This window comes from Sphingomonas sp. CFBP 13728 (assembly GCF_014841895.1).
In the GTDB taxonomy this organism is placed as follows: Bacteria; Pseudomonadota; Alphaproteobacteria; order Sphingomonadales; family Sphingomonadaceae; genus Sphingomonas.
In genome coordinates, this window is sequence record NZ_JACYUS010000002.1 from 453,870 (window position 1) to 473,064 (window position 19,195).

18 protein-coding genes and 1 tRNA gene are annotated in these 19,195 nt (G+C 64.3%); 12 read left to right on the forward strand and 7 right to left on the reverse strand.

Annotated elements, in window-relative coordinates; translation table 11 throughout:
* Positions 1 to 4: 4 nt before the first annotated feature.
* The gene (locus tag IFT67_RS10920; protein ID WP_244647321.1) at positions 5 to 646 is read left to right on the forward strand and encodes a TlpA family protein disulfide reductase; all 642 of its coding nucleotides are present in this window, start codon (positions 5 to 7) and stop codon (positions 644 to 646) included.
* A gap of 1,200 nt (positions 647 to 1,846) precedes the next feature.
* On the opposite strand, the gene IFT67_RS10925 is transcribed toward IFT67_RS10920, so the two are convergent.
* Entirely contained in the window at positions 1,847 to 2,932 is a 1,086-nt protein-coding gene (locus IFT67_RS10925; protein ID WP_192238333.1) for a helix-turn-helix transcriptional regulator, read from the reverse strand.
* A gap of 161 nt (positions 2,933 to 3,093) precedes the next feature.
* On the opposite strand from IFT67_RS10925, the gene IFT67_RS10930 reads away from it, so the two are divergent.
* From IFT67_RS10930 to IFT67_RS10955, 6 genes are all read left to right on the forward strand, one after another.
* On the forward strand, positions 3,094 to 3,927 hold the full coding sequence (locus IFT67_RS10930; RefSeq protein ID WP_192238334.1) for a gasdermin: 834 nt from the start codon (positions 3,094 to 3,096) through the stop codon (positions 3,925 to 3,927).
* Positions 3,928 to 3,930: 3 nt separating this feature from the next.
* A complete protein-coding gene (locus IFT67_RS10935; RefSeq protein WP_192238335.1) occupies positions 3,931 to 5,055 on the forward strand; it encodes a hypothetical protein in 1,125 nt (374 codons plus the stop codon).
* A gap of 7 nt (positions 5,056 to 5,062) precedes the next feature.
* Positions 5,063 to 6,256: a hypothetical protein gene (locus tag IFT67_RS10940; protein ID WP_192238336.1), complete on the forward strand. Its 1,194-nt coding sequence runs from the start codon at positions 5,063 to 5,065 to the stop codon at positions 6,254 to 6,256.
* Positions 6,253 to 8,022: a pYEATS domain-containing protein gene (locus tag IFT67_RS10945; RefSeq protein WP_192238337.1), complete on the forward strand. Its 1,770-nt coding sequence runs from the start codon at positions 6,253 to 6,255 to the stop codon at positions 8,020 to 8,022. Before IFT67_RS10940 ends, IFT67_RS10945 begins: the two co-directional genes overlap by 4 nt.
* Before the next feature lie 109 nt (positions 8,023 to 8,131).
* Positions 8,132 to 8,728, forward strand: coding sequence for a hypothetical protein (locus tag IFT67_RS10950; protein ID WP_192238338.1), 597 nt, complete (start codon positions 8,132 to 8,134; stop codon positions 8,726 to 8,728).
* 25 nt (positions 8,729 to 8,753) lie between these two features.
* Positions 8,754 to 9,416, forward strand: a complete 663-nt coding sequence (locus IFT67_RS10955; protein ID WP_192238339.1) for a hypothetical protein — start codon at positions 8,754 to 8,756, stop codon at positions 9,414 to 9,416.
* 591 nt (positions 9,417 to 10,007) lie between these two features.
* Here IFT67_RS10955 and IFT67_RS10960 read toward each other — a convergent pair.
* Entirely contained in the window at positions 10,008 to 10,166 is a 159-nt protein-coding gene (locus tag IFT67_RS10960; protein ID WP_192238340.1) for a hypothetical protein, read from the reverse strand.
* 177 nt (positions 10,167 to 10,343) lie between these two features.
* Positions 10,344 to 11,834 carry an exodeoxyribonuclease VII large subunit gene (locus IFT67_RS10965; RefSeq protein ID WP_192238341.1) on the reverse strand — a complete coding sequence of 497 codons (1,491 nt, stop codon included), beginning with the start codon at positions 11,832 to 11,834 and terminating at the stop codon, positions 10,344 to 10,346.
* Positions 11,835 to 12,213: 379 nt separating this feature from the next.
* On the opposite strand from IFT67_RS10965, the gene IFT67_RS10970 reads away from it, so the two are divergent.
* A complete protein-coding gene (locus IFT67_RS10970; RefSeq protein WP_192238342.1) occupies positions 12,214 to 12,429 on the forward strand; it encodes a hypothetical protein in 216 nt (71 codons plus the stop codon).
* A gap of 69 nt (positions 12,430 to 12,498) precedes the next feature.
* Positions 12,499 to 13,341, forward strand: a complete 843-nt coding sequence (locus IFT67_RS10975) for a hypothetical protein (RefSeq protein WP_192238343.1) — start codon at positions 12,499 to 12,501, stop codon at positions 13,339 to 13,341.
* Between the two features lie 480 nt (positions 13,342 to 13,821).
* Here the strand turns inward: IFT67_RS10975 and IFT67_RS10980 are convergent, their stop codons facing one another.
* Both IFT67_RS10980 and bdcA read right to left on the reverse strand, forming a co-directional pair.
* Positions 13,822 to 14,475, reverse strand: a complete 654-nt coding sequence (locus IFT67_RS10980) for an NAD(P)-binding domain-containing protein (RefSeq protein ID WP_197983029.1) — start codon at positions 14,473 to 14,475, stop codon at positions 13,822 to 13,824.
* 19 nt (positions 14,476 to 14,494) lie between these two features.
* Positions 14,495 to 15,208 (reverse strand): SDR family oxidoreductase, encoded by a 714-nt coding sequence (gene bdcA, locus IFT67_RS10985; protein WP_192238345.1) that lies wholly within the window; start codon positions 15,206 to 15,208, stop codon positions 14,495 to 14,497.
* 122 nt (positions 15,209 to 15,330) lie between these two features.
* On the opposite strand from bdcA, the gene IFT67_RS10990 reads away from it, so the two are divergent.
* The gene (locus tag IFT67_RS10990; RefSeq protein ID WP_197983030.1) at positions 15,331 to 15,894 is read left to right on the forward strand and encodes a TetR/AcrR family transcriptional regulator; all 564 of its coding nucleotides are present in this window, start codon (positions 15,331 to 15,333) and stop codon (positions 15,892 to 15,894) included.
* 444 nt (positions 15,895 to 16,338) lie between these two features.
* On the opposite strand, the gene IFT67_RS10995 is transcribed toward IFT67_RS10990, so the two are convergent.
* A tRNA-Gln gene (locus IFT67_RS10995) sits at positions 16,339 to 16,412 on the reverse strand.
* A gap of 164 nt (positions 16,413 to 16,576) precedes the next feature.
* Here IFT67_RS10995 and IFT67_RS11000 point away from each other — a divergent pair.
* Both IFT67_RS11000 and IFT67_RS11005 read left to right on the forward strand, forming a co-directional pair.
* Positions 16,577 to 17,638 (forward strand): Ppx/GppA phosphatase family protein, encoded by a 1,062-nt coding sequence (locus tag IFT67_RS11000; RefSeq protein ID WP_244647322.1) that lies wholly within the window; start codon positions 16,577 to 16,579, stop codon positions 17,636 to 17,638.
* The gene (locus tag IFT67_RS11005; RefSeq protein ID WP_056487962.1) at positions 17,635 to 18,306 is read left to right on the forward strand and encodes an RlmE family RNA methyltransferase; all 672 of its coding nucleotides are present in this window, start codon (positions 17,635 to 17,637) and stop codon (positions 18,304 to 18,306) included. The genes IFT67_RS11000 and IFT67_RS11005 overlap by 4 nt, the downstream gene beginning before the upstream one ends.
* Before the next feature lie 453 nt (positions 18,307 to 18,759).
* Here IFT67_RS11005 and rpoZ read toward each other — a convergent pair whose 3' ends face one another.
* Positions 18,760 to 19,104 (reverse strand): DNA-directed RNA polymerase subunit omega, encoded by a 345-nt coding sequence (rpoZ, locus tag IFT67_RS11010; protein ID WP_133020221.1) that lies wholly within the window; start codon positions 19,102 to 19,104, stop codon positions 18,760 to 18,762.
* Positions 19,105 to 19,195: the final 91 nt, after the last annotated feature.

The following is a 19,195-nucleotide window of genomic DNA, read 5'->3' on the forward strand; positions in this document are numbered from 1 at the left end:
GTCCATGTTCTCGAATCCTGTGTTCAATTCGCTGTTAAAGTCTGGGCCGATCGCCGCCGTGATGGGGATGGGCCTGCTGGTCGCCGGCTGCGATAGGAAATCGCCCGCGCCGGAGCAAGCAAACGTCGTCACGGCAAACGCCGTGTCCGCCGACGAGGTCGCGTCTGGCCCCGCTCCGGACGAGGCGACCGGTCCGGCCACCAGCACCGAAAAGCTCGACCGCAGCCACAAGGGCGAGACCGGTCCGACGGTCGCCTTCACCGCCCCCGACGGGAAGTCGGTCACGCTCGCGTCGTTCAAGGGCAAGCCGTTGCTGCTCAACATGTGGGCGACCTGGTGCGCGCCGTGCGTCGCCGAGATGCCGATGCTTGACGCCGCCGCCAAGTCGCTGGAGGGCAAGGTTAAGGTGATCGCGGTCAGCCAGGATTTACAGGGCGCGGAGAAGGTGACGCCGTTCTTTGCCGCGAAGAAGTTCACGACGCTCAAGCCGTATCTCGATCCGAAGCTGGGACTCAGCCTTGCCTATCAGGCGAACCTGCCGACCACGATTCTGTACGATTCGGCGGGCAAGGAAGTGTGGCGGATGACCGGCGGCTACGAATGGAACACGCCCGCGGCCGCAAAGCTGATCGCCGAAGCGTCCTAATCCTCGAAACGATGTGCCGGCCCGCCTTGGTGACGAGCCAAAGGTTGATGGCGGACCGGCGCGCCACCTTAACCCGTGTTGCGATCCCGGGGGTGTAAACAACATCGAAAATCGTCGAAATACGACGAACCGAGTGCTGCGGCGTAACCGGCGTACGATATCGAGGAATGCACCGCGGGGTCTGAAAATCGCCTGGGTCTGAAAATTGCCGCTCGGTGCTGGGTCAACCGCATAGGCGGGAAGCGTGACGGCCCAAGCTAACGATATATCCAGCTTGCCGAGGGCGGCGGCATTTTTCCAAATTAAGTCGGGGCTGGTTAGAGAAGCTACCAAGCTAAGTCCTGCTCAAAAAAACGAGTTTCCTGATAAGAACGGCGAAGCTGGATCAGATCGCGCTGCGGCTTGCCCCCTGCCGACTAACTTCCGGGGGGGGTTTTGACCGGGACGAGATAAGGCCATCGGCTTCGGGCTACGATGGATGATCAGCAACAGTTGCGGGCTAACTTGGAAGGCGGATCTGAAGATTTCGGAGCGCCGACGCATGGGCGAGCGTGTGCTCCAGTATCCGCTATCGCCATGGTTCGCAGGTACCGACAAAACCAGCTCCTGCGTCCAAGTGCCCATTTGCGAGGTATGAGCAAGTGGTTGCTCCAGCGAACTCGATCTCAGTCGCCCCTTCCATGGGTTCAGAGACAATCAAATTCAGGTTCGGATGCTTGTCTGCAAGTCGGGCGCAACGCCATCACCATTCGGTGAACATCCCCCAGGTGGTTGCCAAGTCGAATGAACCATCCGCGAATTCTCCGGTTTCCACGTTCCCCGACAGCTTGCAGAACAGCGCTACGATCCCGTCAGCGCATTCGTCTCCCGAGCTGCAGCTGCGCGAGCATCGATCACTGAAAGCGTGGTAAAATCTCTGACAGATCAATCGATCCGAACTTCGACGCTGGACTGGTCACGACCGTCCGCTCACCCAACGACGAGCTTCCGGGGATGCTAGACGCTCCCGACGATGCAATGAGGACGACGAGGAACCAACGACGCGGATCGGTCTTCGAATGAACTGACCAATCGGGACTGTGAGGATCTCTGACGAATTCCGCGATCCTTCATGAGCGCCGAAACGCCGGCGAGACTTTGCGTGCCCGGAGACAACTTCGGAAGGCACGCACAGGATCGCGGGGTTCGCCCGACATGCGACTACGCGTACAGGTCAGCCCTGTGACCGGTCAGCCCCGTCAGAAGGCACACGAGTTCTCCCTGCCGACGGCAGCTCGTCTTCAGAAAGATGGAACGCAGCTGGGCCCGGGCGGTGGAGTGGCGTATGCCCCTGCGGCTGGCGGCTTCCTGCAGCGAGCGCCCTACTGCGAGTTCCGCGGCGAGCGCGGCCTCCGCGGGCGTCAGATCGAACAGGAGTCGTAGCATTCCGGCTTCGGGCATGGCGCGGTTGTCGGGGTCGGCGACGATCAGCAGCAACCCATCGCTTTCGAAGATGATGCGCGCTCTGCGACGCAGCGGAATGAGATGCAGAACGCAGGCGCTGCGATCGTCGCCCGGCGGGATCGGTATGCTGACGGCGGCCTCGGGGTCGAAGGCCCCGCGGTGGACCACGTCGTTGATCCGCGATGCGACAGCGGGATGACGGAAGTGCAGCCGTCCACGCATCTCCGTCGCCCGGTCACCCATGCTCGCACCGAAGCACGCATTGGCCGCACGCAAACGCCCGTCCGGGGCGATGACCGCTGCACCCGTACCTGCGACTTCGAGCGCCGCGACGGCCGTATGCGACCAAACGCGCCCGAGCCGCATCGACAGACTGGCCGCGCGCGCGAGATGGGGACGAAGGCGGTCCAGCCGAGGCAGCACCCGCCGGGCGGCAGCGTCGCAGGTCAGGCCCTCCATCGTCAGACCCAGCATGTCGTGACTCGTTCCTTGGATCGCGGTGCCGACGCCGGTGCCGTATCCCGCTGGGACGAGGAAGTCCCGGTAGACGGGCATCGACTCCATCTGCCGCACCGACCAGTAGTCCGTATCCGTCTGGAAGCGCGGTGCATGCTCGCGCAGCATCCGCTCGCCACGGACATTGGGGGACATCCAACCGCCCCCATGGTAGGCGTTCGCGAACCCCTCGATGCGTGGCGAGACTAGCATCGCACTGCTGTCATCGGTGGCGTGGAACAGCACCGCGCCCCGCGCTCCGTGCTCAATCGCCAGTCGATCGAGAAGCGTCGGCCAGCGCTCGGGCGAGACCCCGGCGTCGTATATGTCGTCGAGCAGCAGATCCATGGCTCCCCCCGTCATGAGCATACCACAAATGAGGGTTTGAGGGAGTCGGCGCCGTACATAGGCTGAGTCGTCGTCACGGGTGCGGAGTCGCGGTCGGATCGAAGTGCTCCTGTCCCGAAGAAGGTTCGAGCACGTGTGCGCAGCATAGGAGGGGCAACACCATGGGCATCTGCACCGACAAATCGGTCGAGCACCTCAAATCGCTCAATCTGAACACCATTCTGCAACCGCAGGAGGACATCGCACCGGTCCAGCTGCTCGGAGAATACAAGGGCGCCTGCGGAATCATCGGGAGGCTCGATCAGCTCGTCGTGCAACCCGGAGGAGCCTTGCCGCAGATCGACCGCGGCGTTGCCGCGAACATCAACGGTCGGAAGAGCAGCAAGCTGCCCTTGTCGCTCGGGCTCGACGTGCTGGGCGATATTCTCGGGGCGATGGGCGGCAACATCGGCGTCGCGGCCTCCTATGCGTCGGCCCGTAACGTGCAGTTCGCGTACGAAGAGGTTACACGGCACCGAGCGAACACCATCAGCATCGGCGATTATCTGACGAGCGCGGCGATCAGATGGGATCATCCCATTCTGAAGAAATACCTGTTCGGCGCAGGCAACCTGTACGTGCTGACTGAGGTCGTCACCTCCAGGAGGATCGGCGTCACCGCCTACCGCTCGGACAATACGGCGCTTAATCTGGACGTGCCCGTCATACAGGCCGCCGTCGGCGGATCGGTATCGGTCGGGTCGGAGAGCGAATCGAGTTCCACGGTCACATACGAAGGCAGCACGGATCTGGCGTTCGGTTTCGTGGCGATAGAGTTGTCAGCCGGTACGCGGGGCGACGACGACGAGATAGACCTGGTCTTCCGCCCGGTGAAGGCCGGAAGCGCGAGTTTCAGCGTGATCGGCGGCGGCGCAGCCGCGCTGGTCTTCGCCGATTTCGAAGGTGCCCTGAGCGGTCTGGAGCGCGTCGGGCCGGACGCGCTCGGCGAGCACTGAACGGTGGCACAGCTCGTGTTCGTGCACGGCGTCGCGACGCGCGGCGACGCGGGATATGCCGAGACGGTCGCCAACCGCGACGCGCTCTTCCGCGCCGTTCTGTTCAAGGGTACCGCGACGGACATCCACACGCCGTTGTGGGGCGACATCGTGCCCAGGATCGACCGACGCGTGTTCGATACGCATGGGGCGATCAAGACCTTCTCGCTCGGAAGCGGCGCCTTTGGCGCAGGACTCGGGGGAGGCATGTCGGACCGGACCGCTGGCGATCCGACCGGCCCATCGCTCGGCGACGTCGCGGCTCAGAACGAGGTGGTGGCACTCGACGCCCTGTTCGTTCAGTTGATCGACCATGCGGAAGAGCTGAAGCGTTCGCTCACCAGCGCCGAAGTGGCCGCCTTCGGCCGAGCGGCCGACGAGATCGCCACGGGGCGACACACGCTTCTGAAGGGGGCCGTCACGGACAGAGCCATCGCCGGTCGCTTGATGACCGGAGGCGACCGCAGCCTCGGCATCCTGAACCCGTTCATGTCCGCGGCGAGCGCGATAAGCGATCGCATCCGCAACACGGCATCGACGATCGGGTTCGGGGCGGTTCGCGAGAGGGTCAGTCCTGCGATCGCGCTGTTTCTGGGTGATGTTCTCGTCTATCTGCGCGAGGGCGGAATACGCGATCGGATAAGGGCCACCGTACGCGAGGCTCTCAAGACGGCGCACGCTGCTTCGATGGCCGGTCGAGGGCCGCTGATCGTGATCGGACACAGCCTGGGCGGCGTTATCGCATGCGACATGCTGCAGGACCCGTCGAGCGGGCTCCCGCCGGATCTCAGGATCGACGCGCTGCTGACCGTCGGCTCGCAACCGGGCCTGTTCCAAACCGTCGGTGCGCTCGGCGCTGGGCCGATCGACGGCGCACGGGCACCGAGGCCGGCTTGCGTCAGACGATGGCTGAACGTCTTCGATCCGATCGACCCGCTGGCGTTCACGGCCGCGAGCGTCTTCGATGACGTTCAGGACTTGGCGTTCGATTCCGTCACCGGACTCGTGTCGGCCCATACCACCTACTTCAAACGTCCGCAGTTCCATGCCCGCTGCCGTTCGCGACTGACCGAATTCGGGCTGTTGTGAGACGTCGATGAACCTGCTTCCCCCGCCGACCTATGGTTCAAAACCGATGACTCACGCTTTCGTGATCGGGGTCGGCGACTATCCGCACCGCGATCCCGCGTGGGGCGGCCTCGGCGTTCTGGCCGACGTCCCCAACCTGCCGAGCGCCGCGGACAGCGCAAAGCTGGTGTGCGAGTGGTTGCTCGAGAACGGGGGCGAACTCGCCGCGCCGCTCGCCAGCTTGGAGGTCGTGATATCCGACCCATCGGAGGCCGACATGCGATATCCATGGACGTCTCCGGTCGCGATCGGAACCGCGACCGCCGACCATGTTCATGCTGCGGGAACCGCTTGGTTGGAACGCCTCAGAGCGCGCGAGGGAGACGTGGCACTGTTCTACTGCTGTGGTCACGGAGCGATGCGGGCCGGTGACCCCATCCTCTTTCTCGAGGACCTGAACGCGTCCGAAAGCAACCCCTGGTCGCACCTGAACGTGGGCGAACTCGCACAGGCGCTGCGTCGTACGAAGCAGATCCGATGCGCGTTCATGTTCTCCGACGCATGTGCCGAATTCCTTCTTTCGCTGGAGTTCGACAAGCCGCTCCAGACCCGCTTCTACCCGGCCCCGCTGTCCTTCGCGCCCGTCCGCGACAAGGTCTCCCTGCTCCGTGCCGCACCGTCGGCGATGCTCGCCTATGAGGGCGAATTGCTGGACGGCGGCGGCGGGGTGATCGCCAAGGCCGGGCGGTTCACCCAAGTCCTGCTGCGCGCGCTGAGCGGCGCATCGGCGCGGTGGGAGGGCAATCGCTGGGCGATAACGCCGACCAACGTCATGTTCGACCTCAAGAATCTAAGGCGCGTCTACTTCGGACACTGGGAGGAGAGACAGTTCGAGCCGTCGCTCGTGCTCTCCCAGAACGATGTCCATGCCATCCTGCATCCTGCGGCACCGGTCCTTCCGTTGGTGATCCTTACCGATCCCGAGGATGGAGGCACGATGTTCGATCTGCACGTCAGCGACCGTGACGATCCGAACCCGCCCTGGATCACCAGCAAGCAGGCGAGGTCGTCGAATGCCTGGCACACGGCGGTTCCTGCAGGACGGATGCCGCGATACGCCGTCGCCATCGCCCCCGATCAGCTGCCGCCCCCGTTCCACTCCAGCCTGTTCATTCCGACCCAGGCTTTGTTCGACCAGCGCATCCCGGTGGGCATGTCATGACGACGAGTCTGCATTTCGAAGCGCCGATGGACCTTTCGATCGGGCGCGTCCGGATCACCAGTCCCGAAGGAACGATGGCGGATTGGATCGCTACGCCAGACACTCGAGGGTTCAGCGCCCCTTCGGTGCCGCCGGGATTCTATTCCGTCGAGATCAGCCCTGCGGGGGTCACTCCGCAGTCGGCGATTTTTCAGGTCAGGCCGGGCATCGCCAATAGCGTCGCCATCCCACTCTTCGCTGCCCTCGCATCGACGGGAAGCGAGACGAGCGTCCTCGGCGAGGTCGACCGCAAGGCACTGGACATGGCGCTGTTCGGCGGGGGACCGCCGGAGGAGGAGGATGCAAGCGTCGTCTCTTCACCAGCCACGTTCGGCGAACGCGCGAACGCGTTGGAACCGCTGGAGATACCATCCGACGAGCGAAGGTTCACCGTCGCGTTGTCGCAGGAGCGGGCGGACCGGCAGGACGGTATTGTTCCCTTCGTCGGAACTGCGGTTCCCCAGCTGTCCGGTGGTCAGCTGCAGATCGAGGTCCGGCCCGAGCGGGACTGGACACCTTGGAACGGCGAGCGCGTCTGGTTGTCCCTATCCATCGAGCGGTTGCGGCATGAGCGCCTGCTGGTCCCGATGCATCGAGCAGGCACCTCGATCACGATAACGCCCTCGCCTCTCGCGTCCGCCGATGTCGGCGTCCAGGTGATGCCGATAGATCCGAGGATACGCGCCCTGGCCCGCACGCTTGATGCCGGAAGCTCCGACGACGCGGCGTCGGTCCGCGAGACGCTGCTGCGGGCGGAGCAGCTCGACCAACTCGTAGGCCCCGACGCCGACGATCCTTGGACGGCCATTCTCGCGGGGCTGTTGGCGACGCGTTTCCATGAGGTGTTCGGATCGCTGGAGGACCGGTGGACGAAGGCGCTCGTCAGGAGGGCCGGTTGGGCCTTCGACGCGCACGTGATCCGGGCGCAGCACCTCCTGTTCGCGGCTGGCGCATCCGTCGCCGAACAGGAGGCGGCCACGACCGGGGCCGTGACCCTGCTCGAGCGTGCGTTCGCGATCGGTACGCCCTACTACAGCTACTCCAATCGGCTGTTCGCCGAGATGGTTGCCGGACTTGAGCGGTTCTTCGAAGCGTCGGAGCTCGCGACACGACTGCCCGGGTCGGCGGAACGGGTTCGCACGCTGGGGCACGACTCGCGGCAGCTCTCCGCCCTGCGGAGCAGCGCCGGCGTCGCCTTCTCGTGGCTGTCGCCGGACGAACAGTCGCTTCGGGAAAGGGAGGGCCACGTTCCCCAGAGCAACCCGAGCGGCCGACTCGGGGCGCGTGACGCGACCGTGGTGATGCAGGGGGGGATCGCGGCGGGGAGGATCAGCTTCGACACGGCGCCCGATCGGGCGCCCAAGAGCGGTCTGCAGAAGCGGGACACGACATTCGAACGCACCGGGGCCAGCGATGCTCGACCCGATTCCTGCCCGGCGCTCGACCGGAATCCGGGTCCTCGCGACGATCCCAACCGATCGCGGTTCCAGGGATCGGATAAGAAGGGCGGATATGCGCTTCGGGCCCGGTTCGGTAAGGAGGAGCACGGCTCCGTCAGCATCGGCCTGACGGTGGAAGCCTCGCTGGGTTCGGCGGTGGAGCTCGGCGATGTCGCTTGGTTCTGCCTGCACCCGACCTTCTCGCCGCAATGGGTGAAGGTGATGTTCAGCGGCCGCAATGCCACGCTGACGGTGCGCAGTTGGGGCGGCTTCACGGTCGGGGTCTAGCTGCCACGCCTAGGAGTCGAACTCGAACGCGATCTGGCGACGCTGCCGGACGCCCCGCGACTCGTCCGGGAACTGTGACGAACGTCATGTCTCAAAAGAGGAACAGCCCATGCCCAACATCGTGCCCGAAACCAAACCCCGGTTGAGCTATGGTGACCTGATGGAGAAGCTCGACGCGGCGGGGCATGTGATCGATCAGGCCGAGGATCCGCTGATCGTGGTCGGCATCCGCGGCTACTACAAGGATCATATGGGGATCGCGGGGCGCAACGACCGCGGCATCTACGACGACGCCATCTTTCTGGTGAGCCCCAATTTCTTTGGAAGCTACAACGGCAATACGGACCCTTCGCGCGTCAGGAAGGGCCGCGGAACGGGAGAAGGCAAAGGCATGGCCTCGCTTACCGTCGGCCTGTGGCGTGCGCATCGGTTCGGGATGCACAAGGGCATCTACATGGCTCTCTGCCAGACCGGCGGGGATGTCACGGTGATGCGCGACGGCGTCGGCGTCGACTACGCCGAAACCGGTAGGTTCGGCATCAACATCCATAACGGCGGCTGGGCGGGCACGTCGAGCCTCGGCTGTCAGACGATCTATCCCGGGCAGTGGGAGAGCTTCATCTCCGCCGCCATGGATCAGGCGCAACGCCACTTCGGATCGAAGTGGAACAGGACGACCGTTCCCTATGCGCTGTTGGAGGCCTGACGAGATGCTGCGGAGGCCATCCCGGGTGCTCTTCGCGTCGTTCCGGCGCTCGCTGCCGAAGCGGGGCGCTCGGATCCTCGGTTGCGTCGCAGGTGCCATGCTTCTCGCTGGCGCACCATTCGCACGGCCCGCCGCTCCGTCGGAAGCGCAGCCCGGTGGGCTGGACACGAAGCGGGCAGGCCTCGGTCAGCGATGCCCGGCCGTCGACATCGGCCGACTTCCTCCGCTCAAGGCCAAGGCGATGGAGGAGGCACGCGTCGCGGTCTGCACGACCTTCGCTTCTGACGAGTTCGCGCGACGGCTGAAGGGTGCTTCCTTGCGTCTCACCTGCACGGATCAGAAGCCGATAGGCGGTCCGGAACTTCTGTACCTCCTGAAGTCCCGGATACCCGATTACTGGGTCATCGCCGGTAAGCCTTGGCGAGCCGAAGCTGCGACGAACCCGGCGACGCGCCGGATCAAGATCAGGAACCTGCGCTTCGATCAGTGGAATGCGGGCGGTCCTGATCGATCGGCGATGATAAACACGCTGGCCCACGAATGGACGCACCTGATCCTCGATGAACAGGGGAACGGCCTGATCGAGGACGCAGGCCACGACTCCCGCACGTGCGCCGATGGCGAGTTGGTCAGCTACCGGATCGGTGACTTGGCCGAAGCCGTATGGTCGGCTGGGAACGAACGCTAGCCCGACCACCGGCGGACGCCGTTCGTTTCGACGGCGGGAAGATCGAACCGGTCGTTCGGCAACGCAGGCGAACCGGTCGTGACGACCCCTTCGAAGCGTGAAGACGGCGTAGCCCCCCCCCCCCCACGCCTGCGGCGTCGGGAGAGATCGAAAGCGACGAAGCCTCTTCTGCGATCGCCGACGAAGCGGGGATCTGCCCCCCGCCCCCCGTTCGACTGCGAACCTTGTCGTATCATGTCGGAGTCGACCGGACGTAACCCTACCCAGTCGAGGTCCCCCCGCCGCTTCCGATGGGTTCGCCCAAGTGACGGCGGACAGGGACAGGCCATGCGATGCGACGGCGCGCATGCCCTTCGGCGACCCCTCCCACCGGACGCTCCACGTGCTTTCGGGCACGACCAGACTTCCCTAGGGCGTCCAGCGTCGCCAAAAGGGCCGAATGTCTCGGCGAACCCGAAAGCACGATCGATGACCTGCTCCGCCATTTTGTCAACCCCTGATCGGCATAGGCGCGGGCGTCGCTCGGCCGTGCCGAGTCTGATGGTCAGGGGGCGAACGCAGACCTGAAGAGCGGGATGATGTGACGACGGATCAGGAGGAAGCCTGCTCTCCGATCAGCTTGCGGACCGCCTCGATGCGCTCCTGGCAATGCGCCGCGAGCACGTTCGCGCGTCTCACCAGCGGTTCGATCGCGTCCACGTCGGGTATCTGCCCCGGCTCCGGCTTCAACTTGGCGGCGATCGCCTGCAACTCGGCATAGGCATCCGCGAACCTCGTCGGGGCGGCTCGCCTGCTCCTTTGATACTCACGCTATCGTTCATCCTGACGCTTCTCCTTGCTCGTTCGCATCGGTGTTTCTTAGAGTTATGCCTCCGTCACGCATCTCCGCCGTGACCAGACCCGTTACCCTGACGGCGGCAACGCCGGTCAGCGGCACCCCCATCGGATCTGTAGAATGGCGTAGCCGGCTGCGAGGACCGTTCGAGGATCAAGCGATTCCGCTCGTTCGCGGACGATCGCGATGGCTGACTGGCAATCGTCCAGACTTCTCCCGGCGTCCCGGATCGCTTCCTGGCGCAGGCCGGTCACCACCTCGCCCGCTAGGCTCGTCGAGCGTTCGGCGGCTTCGACGATGTCCCGGTGCACGCTGCCCATCTTGTCGGATGCGCTTTGGTGGAGGGCCTCGAGCCTGGCGCTGATTTCACCGAGCGCTTTGCCCGATCCCAGCTCGAGCGGACGGATCGTGGTCTCGACCGATGAGGTGATGGATGCGAGCAGGTTTCGGACCGCTCGGTCAGCCAATTCCCGGCGCTCGCCCGCCGCCCCGCGAGCGCATTCAGCGGCCTCGTCGAGAGCCGTCCGCATCCCCTCGAGTAGTGCGCGAGCACCGGGTTTGAGCGCGGTCGCCGTCGTACGAACGGTCGTCTCGGCGAGGCGCACCGTATCCCGAGTGTGCCGGTCGATCGCCGTTCGGACGGAGGTGACCGCGCTTCGCGTGTCGTCGAGGAGCATGCGCGCACCGGGCTGTAGTCCGGTAGCCGTGCTCCGGACGCTCGCTTCCGCTAGCCTTGCGGTCTCCATGCCGTCACGGTCGATGGCGGTCCGTACCGAGGCCACCGCCGCCTCGTGGCGAGTCGCGATCTGGGCCGCCCGCGTCTGGATCGCCTCCTGCGCACGCTGCCTATCGAGTGCGGCGCGGGTGATCGTCGATCGGATGTGCTCGACGACCTTCGAAGGCGTATCGCAGGGAATGCAGGATATCTCGTCGAGGAGGTTGCGGTCGCGCTCATGGCCTATGCCGGTCATGACCGGCACGTTCATGCGACAGACCGCTTTGGCGAGCTTCTGATCGACCAGCCAAGCGAGATCGGCCGAAGCACCTCCGCCTCTGATGATCGCCACCGCGCACTGCCGGGTCGCATCGACGCTGCACGACCGGTAGATGCCGCGGAGAACGTCGACGATCCTCGACGGTGCGTCACGGGTCTGGAACGGCACCTCGTGGTACACGAACTCGGTCAGGCCCGCACCCGCGAGCCGAACGGCTGTCGAACGGAAGTCCCCGAGACCCGCCGCCCCCGCGGGTGCGATCACCGACACCCGAACGAAGTCGACCGGCAGCGGAAGCGACCTGTTCCGGTTCCAGATGCCCGTGTCCTGCAGATGCTTTCTGATGGACTGCGCGCGCGCGTTCAGATCGCCCAGTGCGAAGGTCAGGTCGACGTCCGTGACGACGATCTGGAATCCGAACGTCGGGTGCAGACTGCTCTGGAGTCTGACCAGGACCTGCGAGCCGGCCTCCAGCATCAGGCCGGCGGCTCTGAACTCTCTATCGATGCGCTGCCACGCCGCCGACCAGCAGCCGCCCTGAACCCTGGCGATCTGCTTGCCGTCGCGATCGACCTCGATGAATTCCATTCGCGTGAAGCGCTCCGTGACCTTGAGCGCGTGGAGTTCGCATCGGACCCAGGTCGAGGGCACGCGCCTTACGACCGCAGACACGTCGTCGAGGTAGGCCCTGAGTCCGACCGATGCATTGGGCGTGGCGACATCGCCGTTCGACGGCTTCGTTTCGAGCATTAGGATCTACTCGCTCGGGACCGTCGCGATGTGCACGTCGTCAAGGTCGCGACTTGCAGCAGGCTAATCAAGGAACGACCAGCCGCAGATCGGGTTCGTGAACGCATCCACGCCTCTACCCGGTGGGATTCGGACGGCAACGTACCGCGACCACTCATCTTTTTTCGGCTCTTCTGGTGTTCCGCCTCTCGAGAACGGCATCGAACGCCGGAACCGCGTGTGTCCTGTCGAAGCCGAACTCGAGATGCCGCAGCTTGGACCTTTGGACGGTGGCGGCGGCGGTCTTCGGTTTCAGCAGATGTCGGGCGCACAACTCGCTGCTCGTCACGACCCGGCCCGACAGTCCGATCACGTCGGCTCGATTGAACAACCAGGCGCGCCGCCGCTCTCGTCGAACTCGACGTTCACCGAACATGCCTCCTATGAGACGTAGCAGGAGGCCCCTCGCCGACCCTCGGGTTCAGTGTCGGCCCGATCATACGGTGGGTGCGGGGAACGACTGATGAGCAACGAGATCGACGAGTGGTACCTCCGATATCCGGATGACGGCACGAGTCCTCAGTTATGGCGGTTTTCGGATGGGACCGCTTCATGCATGAACGTCATGTCCCCCGAAGACGGCGTCGGAACCCACTTCAGAGCTGACGCCGGTGAGAGCATATGGGCGACCATCAGGCGTCAGACGCCCTGGATGGACGGTCTGGAGGCTCCGGGTCCCTTCCTCCGGATGCCACGCGCACCGGGCGTCTACCATCGGCGCATGGCCCGACCGGTTTTCGGAGACGGATATTCGGGGATGCAGGCTCCCGATCAGGCGATGGAGACGAGGTTCCTCGTCGGGGCCCAGGCTCAGTTGCAGACCCTTGCCGCGGATCTAGAGGCCATCTGCCGTATCGTCGAACCCACGCGAGAGACGCTGTCGGTTCATGGGCATGCGATTCGAAACCTGATCCTGTTGGCTGCGACAGAAGTTGAGATGCATTGCCGCGGGGTGCTGGTCGCCAACGGACGCGACAAGGGTAAGAAGGCATCTACGTATGATTATGCGATGCTAGCCGAACCCCTACGATTGAAACAGTACACGGTCTTGTTTCCGGGTTATCCCGACCTCGATGCCTTCCAGCCGTTCGAGCATTGGGACGTAATGAGAGCCACGAGTACGCTTGAATGGTACAGCGCCTACAACGCCGTGAAGCACGATAGGGAAGAGAAGTTCAGACAGGCTCGGCTCGAGCACGGTTTTGCCGCTGTCGCAGCATGTGCGATCCTGCTTGTGGCTCAGTTCGGTGAGTTGGCGGTTCCCCAAAGCGTGCGCCGTCTTCTTCACGTTCAGACGCCTGGTTAGGAGAACCAGGATCTTTACATCGGCCCGATCGATGACGCCGGCTGGGTCGCGGCGACCTATCCGTTCGTTCGATAGCTAGGTGCCCGATGGCACGCGCCTGGAAGGTTCCGTCGGAACAAAGGTTGAAAATACGGTTTGAGGGCGACGACCTTGACGGTCTTTCAGCGCTTCACTGATTAATGGCTCAATCGCGATCTGAACGTTGCAAATAGCTTGCATACCCGCCGATCGAAACCCTCGATCTCTGCTTCGTCAGCAGTCATGTCTCGGTCATTATGACAGTAGTTGGGTAGCCCACGTGTCCTTTGACACCAAAACCCGGCTGCAAGCAGCCGGTATAATTCGCGGCGTGTCATTAATTTGTGAAAAGAATTTTGACTTAGAACGCCGCATTTTGACACTGCATGGTCTTCGACCCTCGCGCGCTTCGCCTACTTTCCCAAAAATGATCGAGTTTCGAGAAAGGCAGAGCCGACCGTTCTACCTCAGCGGGAGCCGTCTCGCCTTGGCAAGGTTCACGATCAACTCGGGGAGCGTCTGATGTTCGTGCGCGTGCCATGCGGGCTGACCTGGGCCGCTCCGCCAGGACTCGCTAAGTGGACTGTTGTCTGCCGTATCGAAGCCGAACTGATCGTAAAGCCGCGTGACCAGCTCCACCGCCTTGGGGTGGTCGCTTGATACCGACAGCGCGTGCCGCCCCGGCGTGCCAGATGGCCGCGCCGACAGGAACAGGCGCGGTGCCTGAATGTGCGTGAACGCCTTCGCGACCTTAGAGGTGGGGAGCTGTTCCTGCCGTAGCTCGTGCTCCGTCTTCTCACCGACGTCTACCACGGCGTAGCGCCCGTCACGCCACGGCATGTAGTTGTTGGTGTCCAGCACGATCTTGCCCGCCAGTTGCTCGACCGGCATGTCGGTGGCGAGCTTGAGGGGGACCGCCACCACGACGAAATCCCCCGCCTCGGCCGCATCGGCAGCGGTCGCGGCGCGGGCGTCGGGCCCGAGTTCGGCGACCAAGCGCGCCAATGTATCCGGTCCGCGCGAGTTGGCGATCACCACCCGGTAGCCGTTCGCGATGGCGGCGCGGGCGATCTGGCTGCCGACCTCCCCCGCACCAATGATGCCGATGGTGGCCATAGTTGAGCGCTCCAGCGGATCAGGCACCGAATGCGCCGTCGATGGTGTGCATGGCGCCGGTGACGAACCCTGCCTCCGGTCCGGCGAGCCATGCCACCATGCCCGCGACCTCCTCCGGCCGGCCGTGACGCTTGATCGCCATGAAGCCGTGCAGCAGATCCTTCATCGGTCCGTCTGCCGGGTTGGCGTCGGTGTCGATCGGACCGGGTTGCACGACGTTGATCGTAATCCCGCGGGGCCCGAAGTCGCGTGCCAGCCCACGTGCCATCCCTTGCAGCGCTGACTTGCTGAGCGCGTAAGCCGCCATGCCGGGAACGGGCATCCGATCGCCGTTCACCGATCCGATAACGATGATGCGCCCGCCCTCGGGCATCTGGCGCGCCGCCTCGACCGATGCATGATATGGCGCGTGAACGTTGATCCGGAACAGCCGGTCAATCGCGTCCGGGTCCTGGTCCAGCGAGTCGCCGAACACGGCGATGCCGGCATTGACGACCAGCACGTCGAGCGCGCCGCTGTCCTTCACGCGGGCGATCACCGCGTCGCGATCCGCACTGTCCGTCTCCACGGCCGTGCTGCGCGTCTCGGCCGCCAACGCTTCGGCTGCGTCTCGCGAGCCGGAATAGGTGAAGACCACGGTCGCGCCATCCGCGGCAAAGCGCCAAACGATTGCCGCGCCGATTCCGCGGCTACCACCAAGCACAAGAACGGATTTTCCCTCGAACGCACCCATCGCACCCTCCTTGATCCATAACTTACGATCCGCTACATAATTGGTTCAACCCGCGCGTCAAGGTATTTGTAGTGGAGCAAACAGAAAACCGCCGCACACGTGGCCGACCGCGCCAGTTCGACTTGGACGAAGCGGTCGCGACCGCCCAGCGCCTGTTTCACGCCCGCGGCTACGATGCGGTCAGCGTCGCTGACCTCACCCAGGCGATCGGTATAAATCCGCCCAGCTTCTATGCCGCCTTTGGTAGCAAGGCAGACCTCTACAGCCGCATCCTCGATCGTTATGCCGCCCAGGGCGCGATCCCGCTGCCCGATCTGCTAAGCGCGGACCGACCGATCGCGGAGTGTCTCGTGGCGGTGCTGGAGGAGGCGGCCCGGCGCTACGCAGCCGATCCCGGCGCGGCGGGTTGCCTCGTCATCGAGGGTGCGCGCTGCGCCGACCGAGAAGCAAAAGGCGCTGCTGGCGCTTTCATTACGGCTGGGGAGGAGGCGATTTATCGATTCATTGCCGCCCGTTATCCCGATCAAGCCGCGTGTATCCAAGATTATATGAGCACCGTAATGGCCGGGCTGTCCGCCAGCGCCCGTAACGGGCACAATTTTGATCGCCTGCTCGCAACCGCCCGTCTCGCAGGAGTCGGTCTTGAACAGACGTTCGCGCTTGATAGGCAAGGTCGGGAAAAGTGAACACGACGTTCCCGTCAAGGAACGGCCATCGAGATACTGTGTGCCCGGCTCGGGCGGACGGACGCCTATGGGTTTCGCTTTCCCAGAATCTGTTCCCGATCGCTCTTTTCCGAAATTGCCGTTCGGAGATGGAGAAACGGGAAAGGTCAGGGGGAACGAACGGCCCTGCTAGCACGACTGGTTTACCCGCCTAAGCGTCTGCCTGTGGGGCGATGCCACCGCGCAGCAGGGTAGCTCTTATCAAGGCGGACCGGTTTAGGTGTCAAAGGATACCACGATCGGCAGTGAGTTCGCGTCGATAAGCCGCAAAATCGCACCGCCGTCACCGTGAGATGCCAGCAGCGCTAGATCGATAGGGAGGCAAGGCCGGTGACCAGCTGCCAGCTACACAGACCCAACTTAGCTTTGCATCAAGCACTGAGTTAGCTTGGGCCGTCAACGCGCTGGATGCCCCGTGAGGATTCGAACCTCAATAGGCGGTATCAGAAACCGCAGTCTTACCATTAGACGACGGGGCATCAGCGAGGGCGGGCTCTACGAGGGGCCGCCAAGGCTGTCAACGCCAAGATGATGCCGTTCCGCCACTTCGCTTGCGTAATCGCCGCGCTGCGCTACATTCGTGTCCAAGCACCGGGCGGGTATTTTCCCGCGGCGGCAGACATAGATAGCGAGTTTTACGGCGATGGGGGATGTTTCCACCCGAATGCCGTTCCGGCAGGGTAGTCCTGCCCGTCCGGCGGCGACCCGGCCCTCTCGTGGGCGGTGGGCCGATGCGCAGGCGTTTGCCGCGCTGGATCTCGGCACCAACAATTGCAGGTTGCTGATCGCGCGACCGCAGGCTGGCGGGTTCGCGGTGATCGATGCGTTCTCGCGAATCGTCCGGCTGGGCGAGGGATTGGCCTCGACCGGCAAGCTGAGCGATGCCGCGATCGAGCGGACGATAGCGGCGCTTCGCGTGTGTTCGGACAAGTTGCAGCGGCGCAACGTAACACTGGCGCGATCTGTCGCGACGGAAGCGTGTCGGCAGGCGTCGAACGGGCCTGCGTTCATCGCACGCGCGCTCGCCGAAACGGGCATCCATCTCGACATCATTTCCGCCGAGGAAGAGGCGCGGTTGGCGGTGCTCGGCTGCCATGCGTTGATCGAGCCGGGGGAGGATCCCGCGCTGGTGTTCGATATCGGTGGCGGATCTACCGAGCTGGTGCTGGTCGATACCTCGACGCCGATCCCGACCGTGCTCGACTGGCATTCGGCACCGTGGGGCGTCGTGTCGCTGACCGAACATGCCGGTGGAGGTGAGGGCGAGGACGGACGCCGTGTCGCGTATGCGCGGATGCGGCAGGTCGTCGCGGACAGTTTTGCGGGGTTCGCCGCGCGCTTGCCTCAGCATATCGAGCGGCCGCGGCTGCTCGGCACCAGCGGCACGGTGACGACGCTCGGCAGCCTGCATCTCGGGCTCAGCCATTACGACCGCTCGGTGGTCGACGGGCTGATCGTGCCCGCGTCGGCGATGCGGCGGATCAGCGCCGACCTTTCCCATATGTCGATCACGGAGCGCGCCAAGCTGCCGTGCATCGGCAACGAGCGCGCCGACCTGGTGGTCGCGGGCTGTGCCATTCTGGAGACGATCATGGATTTGTGGCCCGCCGAACGGCTCGGCATCGCCGACCGCGGTATTCGCGAAGGGATTTTACGCCGGCTGATGGGGTCTCCCAAGCCCGGCAAGTCGGGAATCGCAGCATGAGCCGCGGTGGCTCGGGCGGGCACGTCCGCGTGCTCACGGCGCGGAAGCGGACCGCGCAGTCGACGCGCTGGCTCGAGCGTCAGCTGAACGATCCGTATGTGAAGCGTGCGAAGGCGGACGGCTATCGCAGCCGCGCCGCGTACAAGCTGATCGAGCTCGACGAGCGGTTCGAACTCATCCGCGGCTCGAAACGCGTGGTCGATCTCGGTCTTGCGCCGGGTGGCTGGGCACAGGTGATCCGGCGGCGGATACCCAAGGCGACGGTCGTGGGTATCGACCTGCTTCCGGTCGATCCGATCGAGGGCGTGACGATCTTCGAGATGGATTTCCTCGACGATGCCGCGCCGGGCAAGCTGATCGAAGCGCTGGGCGGCGCGCCGGACCTAGTGCTGTCGGACATGGCCGCGAATACGGTCGGGCATCCACAGACCGATGCTTTGCGGACGATGGCGTTGGTCGAGACCGCGCTGCACTTTGCCTGCGAGGTGCTGGAGCCGGGCGGGACGTTCGTGTCGAAGGTGTTCGCGGGCGGGGCCGATTCGGAGCTGGTCGCGGAGATGAAGCGGAACTTCAAGACCGTGAAGCATGCCAAGCCGCCGGCGAGCCGCAAGGGGTCAGTCGAGTGGTTCGTGGTTGCGCAGGGGTTTAAGGGTCGGTCAGCGGATTAGCCTAGCTAATCCGCGTCGCGGACCGACCCCGGCCAGCGTTGCGCAGCAACGACTGACGACGCGGCTTCGCCGTGGCGCTTTGCTTTGGGGTGGTACCAGGAGCACAGGTAGTCGGGGTCAAGTATAAGCTTGTTTCCCCGCGAAGGCGGGGATCCATATACTCAGGTGCCCGCGATTTCACGAGGGCAGCCAATATGGGTTCCCGCCTCCGCGGGAATGACGAACGGGCCATCTACTTCACCCCGTGCCCTCACCCTTCCCACGGCAAGTGCCGCGGGCCCCTTCCCTCTCCTCTTTAGAGAGAGGGTATAAAGAAAAAGCCCGCGGACCCCTTGGGGTCCACGGGCTCTTTCTATTTCACGCGCCGCGGCAAAGCCGCGTCGTCGGTCGGGCTATGCCCGCCGGCCGGGGTTTCGGCCGAGACGCGGATTAGCTTTCGCTAATCCTGCTGCCTCAACCCTCGTAATCAGCCCCGAGATTCTGGTTCCGCGGCGGGGCAGCAGCGGTAAGCCGCAGAGCCTCGGCCGAAGCCGCCAAGCTGCCGACGGCATCGACCTCGTCGTCGTCGTCGACGCGAACCTTCTGCAGGCCCTGGATGACCTGCTCCTTGAGATGCGTCGGCTTGACGTTCTCGTCGGCGATCTCGCGCAGCGCGACGACCGGGTTCTTGTCGCGGTCGCGGTCGAGCGTCAGTTCGGCGCCGCCCGAGATCTGGCGCGCACGCTGGGCCGCGAACAACACCAGGTCGAACCGGTTGGGGATCTTGTCGACACAATCCTCGACGGTAACGCGCGCCATGCGGCTTCCTTCGTAACAACGATAGAATGAGAATGCGTCGCCTACGGGGGGCGGCCTGCAAAGTCAAGAAATCCGCCGCGGCTTGCCTCCG

Bases quoted from the DNA above. Each gene is read 5' to 3' on its own strand.
- IFT67_RS10920 (WP_244647321.1), top strand. From the start codon at position 5: ATGTTCTCGAATCCTGTGTTCAATTCGCTGTTAAAGTCTGGGCCGATC.
- IFT67_RS10925 (WP_192238333.1), bottom strand. From the start codon at position 2,932: ATGGATCTGCTGCTCGACGACATATACGACGCCGGGGTCTCGCCCGAG.
- IFT67_RS10930 (WP_192238334.1), top strand. From the start codon at position 3,094: ATGGGCATCTGCACCGACAAATCGGTCGAGCACCTCAAATCGCTCAAT.
- IFT67_RS10940 (WP_192238336.1), top strand. From the start codon at position 5,063: ATGAACCTGCTTCCCCCGCCGACCTATGGTTCAAAACCGATGACTCAC.
- IFT67_RS10945 (WP_192238337.1), top strand. From the start codon at position 6,253: ATGACGACGAGTCTGCATTTCGAAGCGCCGATGGACCTTTCGATCGGG.
- IFT67_RS10950 (WP_192238338.1), top strand. From the start codon at position 8,132: ATGCCCAACATCGTGCCCGAAACCAAACCCCGGTTGAGCTATGGTGAC.
- IFT67_RS10965 (WP_192238341.1), bottom strand. From the start codon at position 11,834: ATGGAATTCATCGAGGTCGATCGCGACGGCAAGCAGATCGCCAGGGTT.
- IFT67_RS10975 (WP_192238343.1), top strand. From the start codon at position 12,499: ATGAGCAACGAGATCGACGAGTGGTACCTCCGATATCCGGATGACGGC.
- IFT67_RS10980 (WP_197983029.1), bottom strand. From the start codon at position 14,475: ATGGCCACCATCGGCATCATTGGTGCGGGGGAGGTCGGCAGCCAGATC.
- bdcA (WP_192238345.1), bottom strand. From the start codon at position 15,208: ATGGGTGCGTTCGAGGGAAAATCCGTTCTTGTGCTTGGTGGTAGCCGC.
- IFT67_RS11000 (WP_244647322.1), top strand. From the start codon at position 16,577: ATGGGGGATGTTTCCACCCGAATGCCGTTCCGGCAGGGTAGTCCTGCC.
- IFT67_RS11005 (WP_056487962.1), top strand. From the start codon at position 17,635: ATGAGCCGCGGTGGCTCGGGCGGGCACGTCCGCGTGCTCACGGCGCGG.
- rpoZ (WP_133020221.1), bottom strand. From the start codon at position 19,104: ATGGCGCGCGTTACCGTCGAGGATTGTGTCGACAAGATCCCCAACCGG.